Genomic DNA, 22,901 nt, shown 5'->3' with positions numbered 1-22,901 from the left:
ACCCTCATGACCGCATTCCCCGAGTCCCGGACCGTCGTCCTCACCGGCGCCGCGTCCCCGCGCGGCATCGGCCGCTACTCCGCCCACCACCTCGCCGAGCTCGGCTGGAACGTCGGGATCATCGACCTCCACGCTGAGGCCGCGCAGGAGGTCGCCGCCGAGATCGCCGAGCAGCACGGCGTGCAGGCCGCGGGCGCCGGCGCGAACGTCGCCGACGACGCGCAGGTCCGCGCCGCGTTCGACTCCCTCGAGGCCGCCCTGCCGCCCGTCGTGGCACTGGTCAATCTCGCCGGCGTCGCCTCCCCCGTCTCGTATCTCGAGGTCACCCCCGAGGAGTGGCAGCGCGTCATCGACATCAACCTCAACGGCGTGCACTTCAGCACCCGCCGCGCGGTGGAGTCGATGGTCGCCCGCGGCGTCGGCCGCGTCGTCAGCCTCTCCTCCGTCTCCGCGCAGCGCGGCGGCGGCACCTTCAGCAAGACCGCCTACTCCGCGGCCAAGGCCGGCGTGATCGGCTTCACCCGCAGCGTCGCCCGCGAGCTCGGCGGCCAGGGGATCACCGTCAACACGATCTCCCCCGGCCCGATCGACACCGACATCATGGGCGGCACCCTCACCGAGGAGCGCAAGACGGCCATGGCCGCCGACGGCGTGCTCCCGCGCATCGGCACTCCCCGCGACATCGCCGCGGCGATCGCGTACCTCATCAGCGAGGACGCCGGCTTCGTGACGGGTCAGACCCTGAACGTCGACGGCGGCCTCTACATGCACTGATCCCCGATCCCTTCTCGCCCCGACTCGAACGGACACCCCATGAACAAGCTCACCGGAACCTGGTCGCTCGGCCGCTGGATCTTCCTCGGCGTCGGCGTGATCCTCGTCGCCGTCGGCATGGCGCAGATCCTGCCCGCGCTCGGCTCCTGACCCCTCCCACCCCTCACCGCACCGGCCGACTCAAAGGAGAGCGCCATGACCACCTCGTCTCCAGCCCCCTCACCCGCCCTCGGATCCACCCGTGATCCCGCGCTGAAATCCGCCATCTCGAAGGCGTCGCGGCACCTGATGCCGATGCTCGTCATCCTCTACTTCGTCGCGTTCCTCGACCGCACGAACGTCGGCTTCGCCGAGGAGGCGCTCTCGGTCGACCGCGGCATCTCGGACGGCGCCTTCGCGCTCGGCGCCGGCATCTTCTTCATCGGCTACGCGATCTTCGAGATCCCGAGCAACCTGCTGCTCAAGCGCTTCGGCGCCCGCTTCTGGCTGGCCCGCATCGCGGTCACCTGGGGCATCGTCGCCGCGTGCTTCGCCTTCACCACCGGCGACACGATGTTCATCATCCTGCGCTTCCTGCTCGGCGTGACCGAGGCCGGACTCTTCCCCGGCGTGATCATGTTCCTGTCGGAGTGGTTCCCCAACAAGGTCCGCGTGCAGATGTTCGCGATCTTCTACCTGGCGCAGCCCTTCTCGCAGATGCTCGGCGCCCCGCTCAGCGGCGGCCTGATCAGCGTCGGCAACCAGATCACGCCATGGGAGGGCTGGCAGGTGATGTTCTTCACCGAGGGCCTGCTCGCGGTGATCGCCGGCTTCGCGGCACTGAAGTTCCTGACCAACCATCCGCAGAAGGCGAAGTGGCTGACGCAGGGCGAGAAGGACTCGCTGACGGCGGCGATGGAGCGCGAGGACACCGTGCGCCAGGCCGACGGCCCGACCGGCATCTGGAAGGCGATGGCCAGCTGGAAGGTCTGGTACTTCACGATCATCTACTTCTGCCTGCAGATCGCGGTCTACGGGACCACCTTCTACCTCCCGCAGCAGGTCGCGAACCTGATCGGGCAGGACGTCGGCTTCCAGGTCGGCCTCGTCTCGGCCATCCCGTGGCTGGTGGGCCTGTTCGCCTGCTACTACGTGGGCCAGCACGCCAACACCATCCGCCGCCGCCGCTCCTGGGGCGCGATGTTCTACATCTTCACCGGCCTGTCGATCTTCGGCTCGGCCTGGGCCGGAGCCGCGGGACAGCCGATCCTCGGCCTGCTCTTCATCACCCTCGCGGTGGCGAGCTTCCTCTCGGTCGGACCGATCACCTGGGCCTACCCGACCGCGTTCCTCACCGGAGCGGCGGCCGCGGCGGGCATCGGCCTGATCAACTCGCTCGGCAACCTGGGCGGCTTCGTCGCCCCGCTGATGCGCAACGGCTTCAACGAGGCCGCCCCCACCGACAGCGGCGTGTGGGGAGTCGTCTCCCTCGGCGTCTTCGCCTTCCTCGCCGCGGCCATGATGTTCTGCACCAAGTTCTTCCGCGGCTCCAAGGCGGACGAGCTCCTCGAGACCACGAGCGTCCAGGCGGGCCACTGACCCGCAGCCGCCCGGAGGGCCCGACCGCACCCGCGGCCGGGCCCTCCGCCGTTCCCGCCCCCGATCCGCCCGCTCCCCCTCCCCTGCTGATCGAGCAGCCCGCGCAGCGCCCCCCCTGCTGATCGAGCAGCCCGCACCGCGGCCCCCCTTGCTGATCGAGCAGCCCGCACCGCGGCCCCCCTTGCTGATCGAGTAGCCCGCGCAGCGGGCGTATCGAGATCCACCCGCCTGCAGACCCCGGGTCTCGATACGCCGCTCCGCGGCTGCTCGACCAACAGGAGTCGCCGGCCCCACGCGTCCCTCTCCCGAACCTCGAACGGCCCACCGACTCCAGCCACCTCCGGCACGCGAAACCACCACCGGCACGCGAAACCAGCCGAATCCGCGAGCCCAGACCGAAACCACGAGCCGAAGCTCACCCCCAGCCACCTCCGGCACGCGAAACCACCCCCGGCACGCCGAAACCAGCCGAATCCACGAGCCCAGACCGAAACCACGAGCCCGAGTTCACCCCCAGCGACCTCCGGCACGCGAAACCACCCCCGGCACGCCCAAACCAGCCGAATCCACGAGCCCAGACCCAAACCACGAGCCGAAGTTCACACCCCCCGGCGACGAGGCCCGCGCGGCCGGAGCCTCAGCGGACGGAGTCGCGGCGCGAGCGCTCGCGCACCCGCTCGATGTGCACGCGCATCGCGGCAGCCGCCGCCTCCGGCCCGGCCGCGAACGCCTCCACGACCGCCCGGTGCTCCAGCACCGCGTCGTCCGCATCGCTCACGCCCGTCTGCACGGTCTGCCGCATGCGATGCACGCGCGTCGAGATCGCCTCGGACATGTCGATCAGGAACGGGTTGTGCGTCCCCTCGAAGATCAGGTGGTGGAAGTTCCAGTCCACCGCGAAGTACTCGCGCAGCAGCGCCACCGGCAGCTCGCCCTCGGTCGACGCGGCCCGCACGACCGCCGTCATCGCCTCGTGCGCGGCGAGCGCCTCCCGCAGCCGCGGCACCAGCGCCGCCTCGTGCGCCGAGGCGAGCGCCGCCGCGCCGCTCTCGAGCACCAGCCGCGCGTCGAAGAGCGCGTCGAGCTGGTCGTCGGCGAGCGGAGGCGCCACCCGGTAGCCCTTGTTGGCCACCCGGGTGACCAGTCCGGTCCGCTCGAGTTGCACGAGGGCCTCGCGCACCGGCGTCGGCGAGACGCCGAGCTCGCGAGCGACCGCGTCGATCGAGAGCCGCATGCCCGGCTCGATGCCCGGGCCGAGCAGCACGTCGAGCACGCGGTCGTAGACGTGGTCGCGCAGCCCCCGCCGCTCGATCGACTCCGCACCGGTCAGGCGGAACACGGGGTCGGTCGTCACAGGCTCAGCTTAGGCAGTGGCGCTGCCGGCCCCGGTCAGCGGGGCGATCGCCTCGACGATCAGAGCGAGCGAGATCGCCCCGGGGTCGGGCGTGCCGAGCGACTTCTCGCCGTGCGAGCGCGCGCGGCCGAGGCCGGGCATCAGGTCGGAGGTGGCGTCGGCGGCCGAGCGCGCAGAGACAGCGGCAGCGCCCCAGGCGTCCGCGAGCGCGTCGCCCGCGCCGGCCCGCTCGGCCAGCGTCTCGGCGAACGGCACGAGCGCGTCGACCATCGTCTTGTCCCCCACGCTCGCCTTGCCGTAGCCGCGCACCGCGTCGGAGGCGGCGGTCACCCCCGCGCTCACCTCGCGCGCGCTCACGGCGCGGTCGTCGCCGAGCGCCTCCCCCACGCTCCGGAGGATGACCCCCCAGAGCGCGCCGGAGGTCCCGCCCGCGCGGTCCGACCAGGCGTCGCCGGCCCGGTTGAGCAGCGTCTGCGCCCCGGCCCCGCGCTCGAGCACGTCGGCCGCCTCCTGCGCGGCCGCCCGCGCCCCGCGCTGCATGCCGATGCCGTGGTCGCCGTCGCCCGCGATGGAGTCGAGGCGGCCGAGCTCGTCGGCGTTCGCGTCGATCACGTCGCGGATCGCCCCGAGTGCCGAGGAGAGCCGGGCGGCGGCCTCGCGCGACTCCGCGGAGGCGGGCCCCACCTCCTGCGCGATCTCCTCGGCCTGCGTCGCGGTCACGGCCACGAGCGCGCCGCCGTCGACCGCGCCGGTGCGGAAGGCGGGGGTGTCGCTCGGCGCCGTCCACAGCGTCTCGAGCTCCTCGTCCACCCAGAACAGCGTCAGCGAGACACCGGCCATGTCGAAGCTCGTGCAGAACTCGCCGACCTGCGGGTCGACGAGGGTGACGCCGCGCGCCTCGAGCAGATCGGCGATCGTGCTGAACACGACGAACAGCTCCTCGCTCTTCACCGAGCCGAGCCCGTTCAGCACGGGGACGACGCGGGCTCCGTCGACGCTCACACCCTCGGGGATCTCGGCCTCGGCGAGCAGGTGCGTCACGAACAGCTCGGCGAGCTCCGCGGCGCTGGGGATGTCGACCTCGTCGATCCCGGGCTCGCCGTGGATGCCCAACCCGACCGCCATCCGGCCCTCGGGCACCGAGAACAGCGGCTCCTCCGCGCCGGGCAGCGTGCAGCCGGTGAAGGCGACGCCGAGCGAGCGGGTGCGCGCGTTGCCGAGCACGGCCACGCGCTCCACGTCGTCGATCGAGTAGCCCGCCGCGGCGGCCGCGCCCGCGACCTTGAAGACGGTCAGGTCGCCCGCGATCCCCCGGCGCTTGTGCGCCTCCTCGGGCTTCGCGCTGAAGACGTCGTCGGTCACGGTGACGGTGCGGCAGTCGATGCCGTCGGCCCGCACCGCGTCCTGCGCAGCGGTGAAGTGCAGCACGTCGCCGGCGTAGTTGCCGTAGCTGAGCAGCACGCCGCGGCCCTGCTCGCTGGCGCGGATCACCGACTCGACCTGGTGCGCGGAGGGCGAGGCGAAGAGGTTGCCCATCGCCGCTCCGTGCGCGAGGCCCGGCCCGACGAGTCCCGCGAAGGCCGGGTAGTGCCCGGAGCCGCCGCCGATGACCACCGCGACCTCGGGCTCCTCGGAGCGCGTCGAGCGCGAGACGCCGCCGACGACCTTGCGGACCCAGCGGCCGTTGGCGCGGACGAAGCCGTCGACCATGTCGTCGGCGAAAGCGGCGGGTTCGTTCCAGAGACGGGTCATGCTCGTCGGCTCCTCATCATCGAGTGCACCGGCCCCGCGGCCGGACTCCGTCGATCCTATAGGATTCTCACCCCGTCCTCCAGGCAGCTCGGGCGCCTACTGCCGCCCCACGGCGAGCGCCTCCTCCTCCACGTCGAGGAACGCGAGCGCGCTCCGCACAGCCGGCTCCTGATACCGCCCCTCGGCTCGCGCCTTCAGCACCGCCTCGCGCTCGGCCGCGATCATCACCCGCCGCAGCCTGTTGTAGGAGTGGGTGAGCGGCTCCGCACCCTCCCCCTCCGGTGGGTTCTCCAGCGCGTCGGCGAGGAACACCGCGTTCCGCCGCAGCCGGTCGAGCACCCGCTCCTCCACGCCGTCCTGCGGCTCCTGGTCGAGCCGCGCGAGCCCGGCCGACTGCGCCTCCGCCAGCAGCATCTGCTTCTCGACGTGCTCCTGCTGCTCGTTCGGCGCCGGCAGCTTGAGCAGCCGGAGCACCCGCGGCAGAGCGAGCCCCTGCACCAGCGTGCCCGCCACCACCACGAAGGCCAGGAACTGCAGGAACGCCCGCTGCGGCGTCTCCTCCGGCAGCAGGAACGCGGCGGCGAGCGTCACCACCCCGCGGATGCCCGCGACGGACACCCCCAGCGCCGTCGGCCAGGTCCAGCCGCGCTGCTGCAGCCGCCGCGGCCCGTGCCGGAAGAGCACCGTGGTCAGGCACATCCAGACCACCCGGCTGCCGATCAGCGCCCCGAGCAGCGCCGCGCTGATGCCGATCCCCTGCCAGATCCCGATGTCGGAGTCGGCGGTCGCCGCGACGACGGAGGAGAGGCTCAGCCCGATGAAGAGGAAGACCGCGTTCTCGAGCAGGAACTGGATCGTCCGCCAGTTCAGCGACTCCGCGATCCGCGCCTGCGCCGACTGGATCACCGGCGCCCGGAAGCCGAGGAAGAGCCCCGCGACGACCACCGCGAGCACCCCCGAACCGTGCAGCAGCTGCGCCGGGATGAAGGCGACGTACGGCGTCACCAGCGACAGGCTCGTGTCGAGCACGGAGGACGACACCTGCTTGCGCACGAACCCGAGGACGACCGCGATCAGTATCCCGACCCCCGCCCCGACCACGACGGCCAGCACGAAGTCAAGCGCCACCCGCCCCGGCGTCACCGTGCTGACGATCGCGAGCAGCGACGCGTTCAGCGCGACGAGCGCGGTCGCGTCGTTGAGCAGGCTCTCGCCCTCGAGCACCGTCATCATCCGCCGCGGGAGCCGCAGCCGCCCCGCGATCGCGGACACCGCCACGGCGTCGGTCGGCGCCACGATCGCGCCGAAGGCCAGGGCCGCCGCGATCGAGATCGCCGGCACCACCGCCCAGGCGACCGCGCCGACCACGAGCACCGTGAAGACGACGAGCCCGACCGAGAGCAGCAGGATGCTGTCGCCGCGCGCCCGCACGTCGAGAACCGAGGTGCGGATCGCCGCCGCGTAGAGCAGCGGCGGCAGGATGCCGTAGAGCACCACGTCCGGCTCGACCACGACCTCGGGGATCCCGGGGACGAAGGAGACGAGCGCCCCGACCGCCACGAGGGCCACGGGAGCCGACCAGCCCGCCTTGCCCGACAGGCCCGTCACCAGCACGGTGACGACCACGAACGAGACGATCCAGATGATGGCGACGACGGGTTCCTCCACGCGGCTCCCTTCCGAGAGCCGAGCCTAGGCCCGGGAGCGGACCCTAGGCACCGGCCTCGTGGATGTCGCGCGCCTTGGTCACGCGACCCGCGTCGACCGGGTTCATCCCGAGCACGATCTTGCCGCGGGAGTGCCGCTTCTCCAGGTCGTCGAACGCGTCCTGGACGAAGCCGTAGGGGTAGAAGCCCGAGACCAGCACCCGCAGCTTCTGGTCGCGGACCAGCGCGACGAGCTCGCCGAGGATCTCGGTGTCGCGCCGCGCGGTCTCCGGGTCGGGCCAGACGGCGCGCAGCTCGATCTCCTTGCGGTCGTCGCTGGAGTGGAAGCGCGCGGGCTCGATGCCGAGCTCCTCGGCGAGCGCCGCGTTGTCGCCGCCGAAGTTGTCGAGGAAGACCGTCACGCCGTTCGGAGCCGCGGCGCGGATCCGGTCGGCGATGCCGTCGCCGTAGACGATCGGCTTCACGCCGATCTGGCGGAGGTAGTCGAAGTTGCGCTCGCCGCAGGTGCCGAGCACGGTCGCGCCGCGCAGCTTCGCGAGCTGGATCTCCATGCTGCCGACGCCGCCGGCGGCCGCCGAGACGATCACGGTGTCGTCGGGGCCGACGTGCGTCGCCTCGATCGCGCGCCAGGCGGTGACGCCGGCGAGGAACAGCGCTCCGCCGACCTCCCAGCTCACCGAGGCGGGCTTGGTCACGAGGTTCTCGCGCGGGACGACGATGTGGGTGGCGTGCGAGCCGACCAGCGCGTGCCCGACGACGTCGCTGCGCAGCTTGAGGTCGGTCACGCCCTCGCCGAGGCCGACGACGACGCCGGAGAAGTCGGTGCCCTGGCGCATCGGGAAGGCCGCGGAGTGCTCGGAGTCGAACATCCCGCGCCGGATGAACGCCTCCATGTGGTTCACGCCCGCCGCGAGGACCTCGACGAGCACCTCCCCCGGGCCGGGCTGCGGCCGCGCGATGTCGGCGATCTCGAGCACGTCGACATCGCCGAAGCGGGAGAACTGGACGGCACGGGCGGAGTCGGAGCGCAGACGAGACATGGCCTCATCATCCGCCCCTCGCGGAGAGACCTCGTGGCCCCCGAAAGGGGACATGCGACTCCGGAGAGGTCGAAACGGCACTCAGGCGGCGTCGTCGGGGCAGTAGAGCTGGGTGCGCGGGCCGCTGCGATCGATCACGTGCTCGGCCATCGCCCGGCCGCAGAGCGGGCAGGCGCGACCGGCGGGAGCCTCGGGCTCCGGCTGGTCGTACGGGCCGAGCGGCGGCGGGCCGAGCCAGGGGAAGAGCCGCGCGTTGAAGCGCTGGTAGAGGGATCGGGTCGGCTTCGCCATATGCTTAGTGTACTAATCATCAGTGCGCGATGGGAAAGGGAGGCCGACCCCGTGGACACCGGACCGACGGAGACCGACCCGCTCGCCCTGCAGAACCAGGTCTGCTTCTCGCTCGCCGTGGCCGCCCGCACCGTCATCGGTCTCTACCGGCCCGTGCTCGAGCCGCTCGGCCTCACCCACCCGCAGTACCTGGTGATGCTCGCGCTCTGGGAGCGCGCCCCGCGCTCCCTCGGCGACCTCGGTGCCGCCCTGCACCTGGAGCCGGCCACGCTCAGCCCGCTGCTGAAGCGCCTGGAGGCGAGCGGCCTCGTCTCGCGGGCCCGCAGCACGGAGGACGAGCGCCGCCTCGACGTGACCCTCACCCCGTCGGGCGCCGCCCTGCGCGAGCAGGCGCTGCAGGTCCCCCCGCAGATCGTCGAGCGCCTCGACCTCCCCCTCGACGAGCTGACCGCCGTCCGCGACGCCCTCACCCGCCTGATCGGCGCAGCCACCCGCCCCTGACGCCCAGCGGCGGGCGCGCCTTGCCTGCTGGTCGAGTAGCCGCGCAGCGGCGTATCGAGACCCACCCCCGTCCGAACGCGCGGATCTCGATACGCGCGCTCCGCGCGCTACTCGATCAGCAAAACCGCGCCGCCCTGCGGCCATGGTCAGCACATCCCGGGGGAACGACGAAGGGGCCCCGCCGTCAGGCGGGACCCCCTCATTCAGTGCGCGGAACTCAGTTCGCGACGCGCAGCGTGATCGCCGAGCTGGTCGTCACGTTGCCGGCCTTGTCCTGAGCCTTCGCCGTCACCTGGTAGGTGGCGTTCGGGTAGGCCTTGGAGTTGGCGGACAGCGTCCACGTCCCGTTCGACTGCTGCACGCCGTTGCCGAGCTTGGTGGCGCCGGCGTAGAACGCGACGGCCGTCACTCCGACGTTGTCGCTGGCCGAGGCCACGAGGCGGATCGAGCCGACGACCGTGGTGTTGGTCGAGGGCGAGGTGATGCTCACCGTCGGCTTCTGCGTGTCGGTCGCCGGCGGGGTGGTCGGCGGCGTCGTCGGCGGCGCCGTCGTCGGAGGCGTCGTCGGCGGCGTCGTCGGAGGCGCGGTCGTCGGAGGCGTCGTCGGCGGCGTCGTGGGCGGCGTGGTCGGCGGCGTCGTCGGCGGAACGGTGCCGACCGGGATCGTGCTCACGGCGTAGCCGAAGTAGCGGCCGGCGACGGGACGGGTCGGGTCGCCCTGGAAGGTGCGGCCGCGCTCGGTCGCCGCCTTCGCCTGCGCGATGACCTGGGCGCGCACCTGAGCGGGGCTCTTGCCGACGCAGGATCCGCCGGCGGACATGCAGTCGAGGACGACACCGCTGGTACCGGCCGCGGCCATGCTCGAGCCCGACTGGATGTAGGCGAAGCCGCCACCCTTCTTGGTGGTGTAGGGGCACATGCCGGGGGCGGCGATGATGTGCTTCTGGTCGGCGGCCGAGACGGCGAAGTTGCTGTTGGTCGAGACCGCGTCGTCCTTGGTCGTCACGCCGCAGGGCGCCGTGCCGAGTCCGCCGGGCTTGCCGTCGTAGTTGGCCATGTTCGACACGGCGAGGACCTCGTCGTAGCCGGCCGGGATCCAGCCCGCGATGTCCTCGGAGGTGTTGCCCGCGGAGCCGACGGAGACGATGCCCTTGCTCTCGAGGTCGCAGATCGCCTGGTGGATCACGTCGCCGTTGGAGCGGCCGCAGTTGCCGTCGTCGGTGCCGTAGGTGGCGAGCGACATGTTGACGACCTTGATGTTGTACTTCGCCGCGTTCGCGGACACCCAGTCGAGGGCGCACATCAGGGTGCCGGTGTTGCCGCGGTTGTTCGCGTCGAGGGCGCGGATCGAGTAGATCGGCGCTCCCGGGGCGATGCCGACCGAGCCGGAGCCGTTGTCCAGCGCGGCCATGTAGCCGGAGACGCCGGTGCCGTGGCCGTTGGCGTCGTCGGCGGTGCCCGAGCCGAAGCAGTTGATCTGCTCCTTCAGGTTGTAGTCGGGGTGGGCACTGACGCCCGAGTCGATGACCGCGACGGCGGGACCGGTGTAGTTCGTCACTCCGTCGCCCGCGCGCACCGGGGCCTTGTCGGCCTCCGCGGTGAGCACGTGCGAGGGGACGGTCTGCGCCTGGCCGTCGACGACCTGGTCGGCGGCGGTGACGCCGAGGACGCGCGAGTCCGCCTCGAGCACGGCCTTCTGGCGGTCGGTCAGCGCGGCGGTGAAGCCCGCGACACCGCCCTCGAACTGCACGTCGTCGGCGACGCCGAGGGCGCGGACGACCTGCTCGGAGATCGAGCTGGAGTCGACCGAGACGAGGTAGCGGCCGGTGGTCGCGGCCTGGGCGGGCGCGGAGCCGGCGAGCGCGAGGCCCGCCGTGAGGGCGAGCGCGGTCGCCAGGCCGGCTGCGCGCCGGAGGCGCGAGCGGGCCGGCGGCGCGGCGGTGGAGGAGGAGAAGGACACGGGTTCCGTCGATTCTGTCGGCGTCTCGGCCGACCTGTCGTGGTGCGGGCGGCTCGACGCAGGCACTCCGAGCGAGCGCCCGCGCCGCTGCAGCGGGGCTCGGGTCGAAGGCCGGGAGGCGGCGGAACGGTGCAGATCCCTCCGAGCGTCGACGGTCGTGACCCGTCGGCTCCCCCCATCGGAGTGACCTGTCTTCGACTTCAACAGACTTCCGGTGGTTTCACAGCGTCGGGGTTGGCCCCAGTTCGAGGGTGATTTGCCCCCCTGTCCCACAGATGGGGACCTCCTGGCGACCGCTTGACCGACAGCTGCGGAAATGCCCGGTCACAGCGCGGTATCAGCGCTCTCGCGGGCAGGCGCGCGCGGCTTGACTGGTCCGGGCCACGGAGTAGTGTCGTCGCTCGTGACACACGAGGGCCCCCCTTCGGGCGCGAAGGCGTCCACTGCCGGCGCGGACGACGCCGACGCGAACGAGCTCCGCACCGCGAAGCACTTCTTCATCGGCGAACCGCTCTCCAGCGACAAGCTCGAGGGGCAGCTCCTGCAGAAGCGGCTCGCCCTCCCGATCTTCGCGAGCGACCCGCTCTCCTCCGTGGCCTACGCGCCGCAGGAGCTGCTGATGATCCTGCTGCTCGGCGGCCTCTCCTTCCTCACCTTCGCACCCTGGGTCGCCGGCTGCGTCGTCGTCCTGCTGGTCGTCGTCGTCCTCAGCTACCGCCAGCTGATCAAGGCCTACCCCTCCGGTGGCGGCGACTACGAGGTCGCCCGCACCAACCTCGGCGAGACGGCGGGGCTGACGGTCGCCGCTGCCCTCCTGGTCGACTACGTGCTCACCGTCGCGGTCTCGGTCGCCTCCGGCGTCGACAACATCATCTCCGCGATCCCCGCGCTCGCACCGCTCCGGGTCGAGCTCGCGATCCTCTTCGTGATCCTCCTGGCGGCCGTCAACCTCCGCGGCGTCTCGGAGTCGAGCAAGGCCTTCGCGGTCCCCACCTACCTCTTCGTCGCGAGCGTCTTCGTGATGGTCGTCGTCGGACTCGGCCGCGCCGCGTTCGGCGACGCTCCCGTGGCGGAGTCGGCCGGCTTCACCGTGCAGGGCGAGCAGCTCACCCAGGCCGCGGTCGTCCTCCTCCTGCTGCGCTCGTTCGCCAGCGGCTGCGCCGCTCTCACCGGCGTCGAGGCGATCTCGAACGGCGTTCCCGCCTTCCGCGTCCCGAAGGTCAAGAACGCGCAGCGCACCCTCGTCGCGATGGGCACGATCGCGATCGTCCTCTTCGTCGGGCTCACCGCCCTCGCGCTGCTCTCGAACGTGCACTACGCCGAGAACGCCTGCCACCTCGTCGGCTTCACCGACTGCGCGACCACCCCGCAGCGCTCCGTGATCGCACAGGTCGCGGCCGCCACCTTCGGCAACAACACGATCCTCTTCTTCGTGATCCAGGCCGCCACCGCCGCCGTGCTCCTGCTCGCGGCCAACACCGCGTTCAACGGCTTCCCGCTGCTGGGCTCCGTCCTCGCCCGCGACGGCTACGCCCCCAAGTCGCTGAACACCCGCGGCGACCGCCTGATCTACTCCAACGGCGTCATCATCCTGGCGCTCGTCGCGGCGATCATCCTGCTCGTCTATCAGGCGTCGCTGACCAGCCTCGTGCAGCTGTACATCATCGGCGTCTTCGTCTCCTTCACCCTCGGCCAGTCGGGCATGGTGAAGCACTGGATCCGGATGATCAAGAACGGCGAGGGCTCGCGCACCGTCAAGACGAGCCTCGCGATCAACCTCTTCGGCGCCACCCTCACCTTCGCCGTGCTCGTCGTCGTCACGATCACGAAGTTCACCCACGGCGCCTGGCTGGTCTACCTGGTGATGCCGATCCTCGGCGTGCTGATGGCCGGCGTCTACCGCTACTACCGCGACGTGGAGAAGGAGATCGAGGTCGACCCGACCACGACCTTCGGTGCCAACGGCGACCACGCCGTCGTCCTCGTCGGCCGGATGAACAAGCCGACCCTCAAGGCGCTCGACTACGCGATCGCCGCGCGCCACGAGTCGCTCGAGGCCGTGCACTCCTCGATCGACGACGCGCAGACCACGCAGCTGAAGGCCGACTGGGCGCGGATGGACATCGAGGTCCCGCTGCGCTGCATCGCCTCGCCCTACCGCGACATCTCGTACCCGCTGATCAAGTACATCAAGGCGCACCGCCTCGAGCACGGCTCCGAGATCATCACCGTCTACATGCCGCAGTACATCGTCGGGCACTGGTGGGAGGGCTTCCTGCACAACCACAAGTCGCGCCGCATCCGGCAGAAGCTGCTGCTGGTGCACGGCGTGACGGTGGCCCTGGTGCCCTGGCTGCTCGACTCGTCCGAGCTCATCTACGGCCGCCGCTCGCGACCGATCCCCGGCCAGTCGCGCCGCGGCGAGCCGGTGCGGCCGGTCACCCGCCGCCCCATGCCGCCCGCGTCCGTGCTGCCCAAGGGAGCGGCCGGCGAGGGCGCCCCGCGCAGCACCTCGCGCACCGCCGCCGCGACCCGCCCGCGCAAGAGCTCCGGAAAGGGCGGCGCCAAGCGCCGCTAGCCGCAGGGCGGGGCGCGCGCGCATCTTGCCGGTCGACAAGCCGCAGGGGGCGCGCCTTGCTTGTCGAGTAGCCCCGTAGGGGCGTATCGAGACCCACCCTCGTCAGCAGTGCGGGTCTGCAGGCCGGCGTTCGATCGCGTGGATCTCGATACGCCCGCTGCGCGGGCTACTCGATCAGCGAGGACGCCCGCTGCGCGATCAGCAGTAACAGGTAGAGGGCCCGCAGCGACTCGCCGCGGGCCCTCGATTTCCCCTTGTGCCTTCCCCCGAAGGCGGCCCGCCCCAACGGGCCGTCACCGACGCTATCGGCGGGCTATGCAGCTGCGCATCCTCCTCACGACGGATCCGCATCCGCCTCCTGGCGTGGTGCGACGCCGAGCGCGAGCTGCCAGAGCAGCGCCACCGCGAGCGCGGCCACCGTCGTCCACGTCACCGTGAGGATCGCCGCGTCGACCACGACGGAGCGGTACGCCTCCTCGAGCGGGTCCAGTCCCGAGCCCGAGAGCACGACGCCGGCCGGGAGCACCGCCGCGGCGAGGACGACCGTCCAGGCCGCGAGGCGGGCGGGACCGCGATGGTCCGAGGCGATCGGGTGCGGGCGCCGGGCGACGTACCAGACGACGGCACCGATGCCGAGGCCGACGAGGCCCAGCACCCCGCTCGCGTACTGCGCCCACTTGTAGCCCGGGAACGGCCCGAGCTGCGCGCGGAGCTCGGGCACCGCCGCGACGACGAGGCCGCCGTCGTGGGTGAAGCCGTCCCAGAGCACGTGCGAGGCCGCGCCGATCACGATCCCGACCGCCGCGAGCACGACCGCCGCGGTCCGCGCGCGCGCCGTGCGCGGCGGCGGGGCGAGCGGCCGGAGCCGCACCCGGACGAGCCACGGCGCCAGGTCGCGCCAGGCGGGCTGGAGGAGCAGCAGCCACAGCACGAGACCGGCCGCGCCGACGGCGAGATCGACCGTCACGATGCCGAGCAGCGAGTGCGTCGACTCCCGGGCCGCGCGCAGCGGGAGGTACAGCCCGACGTCGGGAGCCATCGCCCCGATTGCCACGGCGGCCGCCGGGATGCGGCTGTTGGTGAACGCCAGAGCGACGACGGCGTGGCTCGGCGTGAACGGCATAGTGCACGGTAGCGGCTGCACGAGTCGCTCCGACGGACGCGGACGCTCTCTGCACGGCCCCATCCCGGGGAGCTCCGAGCGCCGCGACCGTAGAATCGTCCGGACGTCCGGCCCTCCGGGCAGAGCGGCGACGGATCGGAGCGGGTGTGCGGAAGGCGTTCGCGATCCTCCGGCTCGCGCTCGCGGGTCTGGGGATCGTCGGCCTCGTCGGCGACTTCTTCTACACCCTCGGCTTCCGGTTGTTCCAGATCGACAACTTCTTCGCCTACTTCACCACGCAGTCCAATATGGCCGGCGTCGTCGTCCTCGGCCTGTCCGGCATCGTCGCGCTGGCCCGCGAGCAGGAGCCGCGCTGGCTCAGCACCCTCCGCGCCCTGGTCCTCACCTACATGGTGGTCTCCGGCATCGTCTTCGGCCTGATCGCCGCCGAGTCGAGCAACCGGGGCGTGCGCGTCGACGTGCCGTGGTCGAGCGCGCTGCTGCACTTCGTCCTCCCGACGCTCGCCCTGCTCGACTGGATCCTCGGGCCCGGCCGCCGGCCCGTCGCCTGGCGCGGCGCGCTCACCGTGCTCGGCTTCCCGATCGTCTGGGGCGTGATCACGCTCGTCCGCGGTGCGCTGATCGGCTGGTACCCCTACTTCTTCCTCGACCCGGCGCAGGTGGACGGCCCGGTCATGTTCGTCGTCTACGACGCGATCGTGCTCGGCCTGATCTCGGGCATCGCGGCCTTCGTGCTCGCGCTCAGCCGCGTGCGGCCGCTCGGTGCGGCCCGGGCGAAGGAGTGGCGCGGGCCGTTCTCGCGGCTGCGCGAGGCGCTCAGCCGGTCGCGACGGCGAACGGCGTGAGCGCCGACTGCGCGACGACGAGCAGCTCGTCGTCGCTCAGCGACTGCAGCGACAGCACCTGATCGGCGCCGACGAGTCCGACCAGCACCGCCTCGCCCGTGACCGGCTCGAGGTTCAGCCACTCCGTGATGCCCTCGCTCGACCCGACGAGCGACCAGCGCGCGGGGATCGACGGGTCGGTGTCCCAGAACGGCTCGTCGAAGCGCAGCCACAGCGTCTCGGCGAGACCGGAGCCGAGCGCCGAGATCGCGGTGCGGTGCGCGAACGGCAGCGGCGGATCGAACACGATCGCGTCGCTCTGCAGCACGCCGATCGGCACGGTGATCAGGACGCGGTCGGCCGTGAACGACTCCCCCGTGGCGAGCCGCACGCTGGCGCCGGTGTCGCTGTAGCCGACGGCGCTGACGGCCGCGCGGAGTGAGACCTCGACGTCGGTCAGCAGGGTCTCGACGAGGGGCGCGAGGCCGTCGGTGACGACCGCCGCGGCCTCGTCGGAGGCGTCGGCGAGGTCCTCCGCGGTCGAGGCGGCCGAGGCGTCGCCGAGCCCGTACCAGGCCGAGAGCTCGGCCGGCGCCGCTCCGGTGCGCAGGGCCGGGCCGCCCGCGAGGAAGGCGGCGAGCCGGGCGGCGTCGCCGTCGCCGCTCCCGGGCTCGACGGCCGCGGGGTCCGGGGCGCCGGAGCCGGCGAGCGCCTCGGCGAGCGGGAGGTCGGTCGGCTGCTCGGCCGCCCAGTCGAGGGCTCGGGCGAGGGCGTTCACGGCCGAGTCGCCGACGTCGAGCACGTCGCCGTCGGGGCCCAGCGAGCGCACCGTCGCGAGGTCGACGGTGGAGGTGGTGATCCCGGCGTCGAGCACGCTCTCGCGCAGTGCGGGACCGGCGCCGACGAGCGCCCAGGCGCCGCTGTCGACCGCGATCGGCCAGCCGTCGGGAGTGGCGGTGGCGATCCGCCCGCCCACGCGGTCGCGCGCCTCGACGAGCGCCACGTCGTAGCCGGCGTCGAGCAGTCGGCGGGCGGCGACGGCCCCGGCGAGACCCGCGCCGATGATCGCGATGCGCTCGCCCTCCTCGGCGACGGCGGCGATCTCGGCGGCCGCGCGGACCCCGGAGTTCCAGGCGCCCTGCAGGGTGCCCGGCTCATCGGAATCGGTGGCCTCGCCGGCGAAGAACAGGCGGTCGAGCACGTTCCCGGCCAGGTCCTCGCGGTGCTCCGGAGTCGCCCCGACGGCGAGGTAGGAGGCGGCGCCGAGCGCGTACGGGTCGGCGCTCCAGTCCGAGCGGACGAACGCGGCCGGCGTGGGCACGGCGGTGGTGCTCGGCGTCGGAACGGGCGCCTCGGTGACCGAGCGGGTGGGAGCCGGTCGCGGCGGAGTGCAGGCCGCGAGAGCCAGGAGACCGGCGCCCGTGGCGGCTCCCGACAGGAAGAGGCGGCGTCCGATCGTCATCCCGGTCATTCTACGTTCCCGGGGCCACGGCGGGGCCACGGCGGAGGCCGGGACCGGCGAGCGTCCGGTCCCGGGTGGTAGACCTGACCCATGAGCAACGACATCCGCGAACTCTCCGAGGGCGAGAGCTATCTCGCCTTCTTCCAGGGCGGGCCGTTCGACGGCCAGACCGAGACCCGTGTCAGCACCGACGGCGGCTACGAGAAGGAGGTCGACGTCTACGCGGCCGTCGACGGCCAGGAGACGCACCTCGTGTACACGTCCGTCTCGGCCAAAGAGGTCGGCGAGTCCGTCCACGTGACCTACTCGCTCGACGCCCCCGACTCCGACCCGATCGAGGACCCGGAGGACCGCGGCGGCGGATTCCAGTGACCGGTCGCCCGCTGACGGGCGGGTTGTAGACGGGAGGGGAGGGGCTGTCAAGGGCCCCTCCCCTCTCGGCGTCCTCACCATCCGCCTCAGCAGACTCCTTCGAACAGACAGTTGACGCCGATCCGCGGCGCCGGAAGGAGCACGACTCATGGCAGAGATCACCGCCCACCACGGCCTCTTCAAAGACACGGACCTCCACGTCGACGACACCGGCGGCTCGGGTCGCCCCGTCGTCCTGATCCACGGCTGGCCCCTCTCGGGCGAGTCCTGGAGCGAGCAGGTCCCCGCGTTCGCGGCGGCCGGCTTCCGCGTCATCACCTACGACCGCCGCGGCTTCGGCCGCAGCGACAAGCCGCTCACCGGCTACACCTACGACACCCTCACCGAGGACCTGCACACGCTGCTCACCGAGCTCGACCTGCAGGACGTCACCCTCGTCGGCTTCTCGATGGGCGGTGGCGAGGTGGCCCGCTACTTCTCGAAGTACGGCGCCGAGCGCCTGCACAGCGTCGTCTTCGCCTCGGCGGTGCCGCCGTACCTGATGAAGACCGACGACAACCCGGACGGACCCCTGGAGAAGTCCGCGGCCGCCGAGATGACCGCCGGCCTGACCAAGGACGAGGACTCGTTCTACGAGCAGTTCACCACCGAGTTCTTCTCGGTGAACGGCGAGCTCAAGGTCACCGAGGCGCAGCGCCAGGACGCGCTCGCGCTCGCGAAGCAGTCGTCCAAGCACGCCGCGCTGGCCTGCATGGCGGCGTTCGCCGGCACCGACTTCCGGGAGGACCTGCCGAAGGTCACCGTCCCGACGCTGGTCATCCACGGCGACGGCGACGGCACCGTGCCGTTCGAGGGCTCCGGCGCGCGCACGCACGCCGCCATCGCCGGCTCCGAGCTGTACGTCGTCGCGGGCGCCCCGCACGGCGTCAACGTGAGCCACGCGGAGGAGTGGAACCGGGTCGTCCTCGAGTTCCTGAAGAAGTAGCACGACGGAAGGGGCGTCCCGCCGCGGCGGGGCGCCCCTTCCGTGTTCCCGGGATCTCGATACGCGCGCTGCGCGCGCTACTCGATCAGCAAGGACTGCCTGCCGGTCGAGTAGCCGCGGCACGCGGCGTATCGAGACCCGGAAGCACAGCGCGCCACGCGCGCCTCCCGCGTCAGCCCTTCTCGCCGCCCTCCGTCGTGTTCATGATCCGGCGCTGGAAGACGAAGAACAGCACGGCGACCGGGATCGACATCAGCACCGCCGCCGCGAGCTGCAGCGGGTACTGGTTGCCGGTGCCCAACTGCCCCGAGACCAGCGAGGCGACGCCCGTCGTCAGCGTGTTCAGCTCCGGCGACTGCCGCGAGACGACGAAGTGCGAGAACTCGTTCCACGAGCCCTGGAACGACAGGATGAACAGCGTCACGATCGCCGGCCGCGCCATCGGCACCACGATCGAGCGGAACGTGCGGAACACGCCGGCCCCGTCGATCCGCGCGGCCTCTTCGATCGACACCGGGATCGAGTCGAAGAACTGCTTCATGATGAAGATGCCCGCCGCGTCGACGATCAGCGGCACGATCATCCCCGCGTAGCTGTCGTAGAGCCCGAGCTGCTTGAGGATAAGGAACCGCGGGATCAGCAGCACCACCGCCGGCACGCTCATCACGCCGATGAACAGCGCGAAGAGCAGCCCGCGCCCGCGGAAGCGCAGCCGCGAGAGGGCATAGCCCGCGAGCGAGTCGAAGAACACCCGCCCGACGGTCACGAAGAGCGTCACGATCACCGAGTTCAGCGTCCACAGCGGCAGCGGCACGTCGGTGAACAGCCGCTCGTAGGAGGCGAACGACCAGGTCGACGGCAGGAGCGACAGCGGGTTCGAGGTCGCGTCGGCGTCGGTCTTGAACGAAGACGCGACCGAGATCAGGAACGGATAGATGTAGACGAGCGCGAGGCCGATCAGCAGCAGGTAGCCGCCGATCAGCGAGGCGCGGCCCCGGGCGCCGAGCTGCACGCGGCGGTGCGGGACGGGCGCCGCGGGCGGCTGCTCCGCGGAGGTGCGCGGCTCGGAGTCGACCAGGGTGCTCATCGCACGCCTCCCGTGGTGAGGGTCGTCGCTGCCTCGGCGCGGGCGGCCCGGCGGGTCCGGCGAGCGCTGGGCTCGCCCTTCTCGCGGAGGATCGCGCGCTGCAGCAGGGTGAGGACGACGATGATGAAGAAGAGGATGAAGGCGATCGCCGCGCCCTGGCCCCAGCGGAGGTCCGTGAACGACGACTCGTAGGCGAGGTACGCCGGTGTGAGCAGCGTCTTGCCGGGCGCGCCGCCGCCGGTCAGGTAGATCTGGTCGAACACCTGCCAGGTGCCGATGAGACCCAGGGTCAGCACGGTGAACAGCGTCGGCTTCAGCATCGGCAGCGTCACCGAGAAGAACTTCCGCAGCGGCCCCGCGCCGTCCATCAGCGCCGCCTCGTCGATCTCGGCGCCGATGTTCTGCAGCGCCGCGAGGAACAGCAGCATGAAGGTGCCGGAGGTGGTGAAGATCGCCATCGTGATGAGCACGCACATCGCGACGGAGGGGCCGGACAGCCAGTCCCACCAGGTCAGCCCGAGCGGCGCGCCGCCGGCGAACCAGGCGCCGTCGACGCCGACGAGCCCGAGCAGCGAGTGCAGCACCCCGGTCGGGTCCGCCATCCAGGTCGGCCCGTCGGCGCCGAACCAGCCGAGCACCGCGTTGACGACGCCCGAGGCGCTGAAGAGGAACAGGAAGATCACGGTGATCGCGATCGACGAGGTCACCGAGGGGAAGTAGAACGCGGTGCGGAAGAAGCCGCGCCCGCGCAGCACCCGGCGGTTGACCTGCACCGCCAGGAACAGCGCGAGCGCGGTCTGCAGCGGCACGACCAGCAGCACGTAGTAGACGTTGTTGCGGATCGCGGTGCCGAAGTCCTTCTGCGCCAGCCCCGAGTCCAGGAGCACCGCCCGGTAGTTGTCGGTGCCGACGAACTGCGCGGTCGGGCCCAGCGGCGAGCCGAGCCCGTTCCAGTTGCTGACGCTCACCCAGAGCGCGAGGACGATCGGGACGACCAGGAACACGCCGACGACGAGGATCGCGGGGAGGGTGAAGAGCCAGCCGTAGCGGGCCTCGTTGCCGCGGATGCCGGAGCGGCGGCTCCGCGCGACGGCGCTGGTGCTCATCGGTCCGCGCCCGCGCTACTTCGCGTTCGCGGTGTCGAGCGCGTCCTGCAGGTTGGTCTGCAGATCCGCGAGGATCGCCTCCGGATCACCGGTCGCCAGGCCCTCGAGGGCCGAGTTGAAGTCGGTGATCACGGTCGCGGCACCGGCGAAGGCGACGGGGCTGACGGCGTAGTCGTTGCCGCTCACGAAGGCGGCGTTCTCGGGGTACTTCGTCGCGTACTCCGCGGCGCCCGACTCTGTGGAGGGGATCACGCCGAAGGCGTCGGAGAAGGCGAGCTGCTGCTCGTCCGAGGTGAGCGCCGAGACGAGCGACTCCGCCTGCTCGGCGGTGGTGCTGCCGGCCGGGATGCCCCAGCAGTTGCTGAAGGTGAAGGTCGACGTGCCGCCGGGGCCGGCGGGCAGCTCGGCCACCGTGTACTTCACGTCCGGGTAGTCGGCCGCGAGCGCGCCGTTGATCCACGGGCCCTCGATGACCATCGCGGCGGCGCCCTTGCCGAACGCCTCACCCGACCAGCCGGAGTCGAGGTCGGCCGGGAACTTCAGCACGCCGTCGGCCAGCAGCGTCTTCACCTCGGTGAGTCCCGCGACGTTCTCCGAGGTGTCCGCGGTGACGGTCGTGCCGTCCTCGGAGAGCAGCGAGCCGCCGGCCTGGTTCATGAAGGTGCCGATGCGCGCGTACTCGGGACCGAAGGAGAGGCCGGTCACGCCGTTCGCGGTCAGCTTCTGCGCCGCGGACTCGAGCGAGGCCCAGTCGGTGGGGACGTCGGCGTCGGTGAGGCCCGCGGCCGCCCAGAGGTCGGTGTTGATGATCAGGCCGAGCGTCGAGAAGTCCTTGGGCTCGCAGTAGAACTGGTCGTCGTAGCTGAAGGCGTCGCGCAGCGCCGGGTAGAAGGCGTCGGCGTTGCCCGCGTCCTGCGCGTAGGGCTCGAGGTAGCGGTTGCTGGCGTAGGTCTGGAACTGGTCCCAGCTCATGTAGAAGAGGTCGGGCGGGTTGCCGCCCGAGAAGCCCTGGCCGAGCTGCTGGGTGAGGTCGCTCGCGGCGACGACGTCGACGGCGGTGTCGTTGTCGGCGCCCCAGGCGTTCACGGCGTCGGTGACGGCGGTGGTCTCGGCGTCACCGGAGGAGCCGATCATCACGGTGAGACCGGCGGACTCGTCCGAGCCGCCTCCGCCTCCGGCCGAGCAGGCACCGAGCGAGAGGGCGAGCCCGCCCGCGAGGACCGCGGCACCCCAGCGTGCCGCTCTGTTGCTGTGCGTCATGGTCTGACCTTTCGTGGAGTTCGGGGGTTCGGGAGTTCGGGGATTCGGGAGGAGGGCGAGCGACGCCGGGGGCGTCAGCTCTCGGGGTGGTGGAGGGGCGTCCGCACGACGAGGTGCGGCGTGATCAGTCGGTGCGCCTCGCCGGGTGCGAGGGGGCGGTGGACGACGTCGTCGCCCTGCTCGCCCAGGAGGAGCTCGAGCGCTCCGGCCGCGACGGCGCCGAGGTCCTGCTCGACGCTCGGCAGGCCGACCGCGGCGGCGACGGGGGTGTTGTCGAAGCCGACGATCGGCAGCTGCGGCCGGCCGACCGCGACGGCGGCCATCGAGGCGCCGAGCGCGAGCGAGTCCGAGACGCAGACCAGGCCGTCGACCTCGGGCGAGCTGCGGAGGAACTCGATCGCGGCCGCGCGGGCGCGCTGCACGTCGTCCTCGGCCGTGGGGGTCCGCCGCGGGGTGCCGGGGAAGCGCTCGTCGAGCACCCGCTCCCAGCCGCTGCGGCGGTCGTCGCCGGTCGCCGATCCGGCCGGCCAGCCGAAGAACGCGATGCGCGAGCAGCCCGCGTCGGCGAGGTGCTCGGTCGCCTGCGCCACGCCCAGCGCGCCGTCGACATCGACCCAGAGGTGCTGCGGATCGCCCTGATCGTCCAGGCCCCAGGGGCGCCCGAAGGTGACGAACGGCACGCCCTGCTCGATCAGCCAGGCCGTTCGCCGATCGCCGTAGAAGGTCGAGGTGAGCACGAAGGCGTCGACGTCGGCTCCGTCGCGGAGCTTGCCGATGCGCTCGATCTCCTCCTCGGGGCTCGCCGCCGTGTAGAGCAGGATCCGCATCCCGCGGGCGTCGGCCTGCTCGGTGACGGCGTGCAGGAAGCGGTCGAGCAGGCTGCCGGAGATGCCGTCGAGCACGCGGTCCATCCGGACGCCGATGGTGCCCGACTTGCGGGTGCGGAGGCGGCGGGCGGAGGCGTGCGGCCGGTAGTTCAGGTCGCCGATCGCCTTCTCGACCCGCTCGCGCGTGCTCTCGCGCACCACGTGCGGGCTGTTCAGCACGTTCGAGACGGTCTGCCGCGAGACACCGGCCGCGCGGGCGACGTCCTCGACGGTCGGCAGTGCCATGCGTCCTCCTCGACGGGCTGCGGTGGTGCGGGTGGTGCGGGCTTGATCGTTCAAAGTCGACGTGCATCGTCGATT

The 22,901-nt window shown here is 71.9% G+C and carries 19 protein-coding genes; 7 read left to right on the top strand and 12 right to left on the bottom strand.

Going from position 1 to position 22,901, the window contains the following annotated elements:
- Positions 1–6 precede the first annotated feature (6 nt).
- Both GSU72_RS01480 and GSU72_RS01475 read left to right on the top strand, forming a co-directional pair.
- Positions 7–774, top strand: coding sequence for an SDR family oxidoreductase (locus tag GSU72_RS01480; protein WP_159983112.1), 768 nt, complete (start codon positions 7–9; stop codon positions 772–774).
- A gap of 195 nt (positions 775–969) precedes the next feature.
- Complete coding sequence (locus GSU72_RS01475; protein WP_159983110.1) at positions 970–2,352, top strand: MFS transporter; 1,383 nt, start codon at positions 970–972, stop codon at positions 2,350–2,352.
- A gap of 637 nt (positions 2,353–2,989) precedes the next feature.
- On the opposite strand, the gene GSU72_RS01470 is transcribed toward GSU72_RS01475, so the two are convergent.
- The 5 genes from GSU72_RS01470 to GSU72_RS01450 all read right to left on the bottom strand — a co-directional run bounded on the left by GSU72_RS01470 (position 2,990) and on the right by GSU72_RS01450 (position 8,456).
- On the bottom strand, positions 2,990–3,706 hold the full coding sequence (locus GSU72_RS01470; protein WP_244255928.1) for a GntR family transcriptional regulator: 717 nt from the start codon (positions 3,704–3,706) through the stop codon (positions 2,990–2,992).
- A gap of 9 nt (positions 3,707–3,715) precedes the next feature.
- A complete protein-coding gene (locus GSU72_RS01465; RefSeq protein ID WP_159983108.1) occupies positions 3,716–5,458 on the bottom strand; it encodes a dihydroxyacetone kinase family protein in 1,743 nt (580 codons plus the stop codon).
- Between the two features lie 96 nt (positions 5,459–5,554).
- Positions 5,555–7,126 (bottom strand): cation:proton antiporter, encoded by a 1,572-nt coding sequence (locus GSU72_RS01460; protein WP_159983106.1) that lies wholly within the window; start codon positions 7,124–7,126, stop codon positions 5,555–5,557.
- Between the two features lie 43 nt (positions 7,127–7,169).
- Positions 7,170–8,165 carry an NADP-dependent oxidoreductase gene (locus GSU72_RS01455; protein WP_159983104.1) on the bottom strand — a complete coding sequence of 332 codons (996 nt, stop codon included), beginning with the start codon at positions 8,163–8,165 and terminating at the stop codon, positions 7,170–7,172.
- Positions 8,166–8,246: 81 nt separating this feature from the next.
- Positions 8,247–8,456 carry a hypothetical protein gene (locus tag GSU72_RS01450; RefSeq protein WP_159983102.1) on the bottom strand — a complete coding sequence of 70 codons (210 nt, stop codon included), beginning with the start codon at positions 8,454–8,456 and terminating at the stop codon, positions 8,247–8,249.
- Between the two features lie 51 nt (positions 8,457–8,507).
- Between GSU72_RS01450 and GSU72_RS01445 the strand changes: the two genes are divergently transcribed.
- Positions 8,508–8,957 (top strand): MarR family transcriptional regulator, encoded by a 450-nt coding sequence (locus GSU72_RS01445; protein WP_244255927.1) that lies wholly within the window; start codon positions 8,508–8,510, stop codon positions 8,955–8,957.
- Between the two features lie 217 nt (positions 8,958–9,174).
- Here GSU72_RS01445 and GSU72_RS01440 read toward each other — a convergent pair whose 3' ends face one another.
- The gene (locus tag GSU72_RS01440; protein WP_159983098.1) at positions 9,175–10,917 is read right to left on the bottom strand and encodes an Ig-like domain-containing protein; all 1,743 of its coding nucleotides are present in this window, start codon (positions 10,915–10,917) and stop codon (positions 9,175–9,177) included.
- A 499-nt stretch (positions 10,918–11,416) separates the two neighbouring features.
- On the opposite strand from GSU72_RS01440, the gene GSU72_RS01435 reads away from it, so the two are divergent.
- A complete protein-coding gene (locus GSU72_RS01435; protein ID WP_244256067.1) occupies positions 11,417–13,495 on the top strand; it encodes an APC family permease in 2,079 nt (692 codons plus the stop codon).
- A 334-nt stretch (positions 13,496–13,829) separates the two neighbouring features.
- Here GSU72_RS01435 and GSU72_RS01430 read toward each other — a convergent pair whose 3' ends face one another.
- Positions 13,830–14,618, bottom strand: a complete 789-nt coding sequence (locus tag GSU72_RS01430) for a DUF4184 family protein (protein ID WP_159983094.1) — start codon at positions 14,616–14,618, stop codon at positions 13,830–13,832.
- A 146-nt stretch (positions 14,619–14,764) separates the two neighbouring features.
- Here GSU72_RS01430 and GSU72_RS01425 point away from each other — a divergent pair, with 146 nt between their 5' ends.
- Positions 14,765–15,463 (top strand): Pr6Pr family membrane protein, encoded by a 699-nt coding sequence (locus tag GSU72_RS01425; protein WP_159983092.1) that lies wholly within the window; start codon positions 14,765–14,767, stop codon positions 15,461–15,463.
- Here the strand turns inward: GSU72_RS01425 and GSU72_RS01420 are convergent.
- Complete coding sequence (locus GSU72_RS01420) at positions 15,435–16,904, bottom strand: NAD(P)/FAD-dependent oxidoreductase (protein ID WP_159983091.1); 1,470 nt, start codon at positions 16,902–16,904, stop codon at positions 15,435–15,437. The genes GSU72_RS01425 and GSU72_RS01420 overlap by 29 nt on opposite strands.
- 90 nt (positions 16,905–16,994) lie before the next feature.
- Here GSU72_RS01420 and GSU72_RS01415 point away from each other — a divergent pair, with 90 nt between their 5' ends.
- Complete coding sequence (locus tag GSU72_RS01415; RefSeq protein ID WP_159983090.1) at positions 16,995–17,276, top strand: oligoribonuclease; 282 nt, start codon at positions 16,995–16,997, stop codon at positions 17,274–17,276.
- Positions 17,277–17,424: 148 nt separating this feature from the next.
- A complete protein-coding gene (locus GSU72_RS01410; RefSeq protein ID WP_159983089.1) occupies positions 17,425–18,261 on the top strand; it encodes an alpha/beta hydrolase in 837 nt (278 codons plus the stop codon).
- Between the two features lie 172 nt (positions 18,262–18,433).
- On the opposite strand, the gene GSU72_RS01405 is transcribed toward GSU72_RS01410, so the two are convergent.
- The 4 genes from GSU72_RS01405 to GSU72_RS01390 form a co-directional block, all read right to left on the bottom strand.
- Complete coding sequence (locus GSU72_RS01405) at positions 18,434–19,348, bottom strand: carbohydrate ABC transporter permease (protein WP_159983088.1); 915 nt, start codon at positions 19,346–19,348, stop codon at positions 18,434–18,436.
- Complete coding sequence (locus GSU72_RS01400) at positions 19,345–20,454, bottom strand: sugar ABC transporter permease (RefSeq protein ID WP_159983087.1); 1,110 nt, start codon at positions 20,452–20,454, stop codon at positions 19,345–19,347. The genes GSU72_RS01405 and GSU72_RS01400 overlap by 4 nt, the downstream gene beginning before the upstream one ends.
- 15 nt (positions 20,455–20,469) lie before the next feature.
- Positions 20,470–21,714, bottom strand: coding sequence for an extracellular solute-binding protein (locus GSU72_RS01395; RefSeq protein WP_159983086.1), 1,245 nt, complete (start codon positions 21,712–21,714; stop codon positions 20,470–20,472).
- Positions 21,715–21,788: 74 nt separating this feature from the next.
- A complete protein-coding gene (locus GSU72_RS01390) occupies positions 21,789–22,826 on the bottom strand; it encodes a LacI family DNA-binding transcriptional regulator (protein WP_159983085.1) in 1,038 nt (345 codons plus the stop codon).
- Positions 22,827–22,901 lie beyond the last annotated feature (75 nt).

This window comes from Rathayibacter sp. VKM Ac-2760, assembly GCF_009834185.1.
In the GTDB taxonomy this organism is placed as follows: Bacteria; Actinomycetota; Actinomycetes; order Actinomycetales; family Microbacteriaceae; genus Rathayibacter.
The sequence above is the reverse complement of the archived record's forward strand: the minus strand, read 5'-3'. Positions and strand labels throughout refer to the sequence as shown.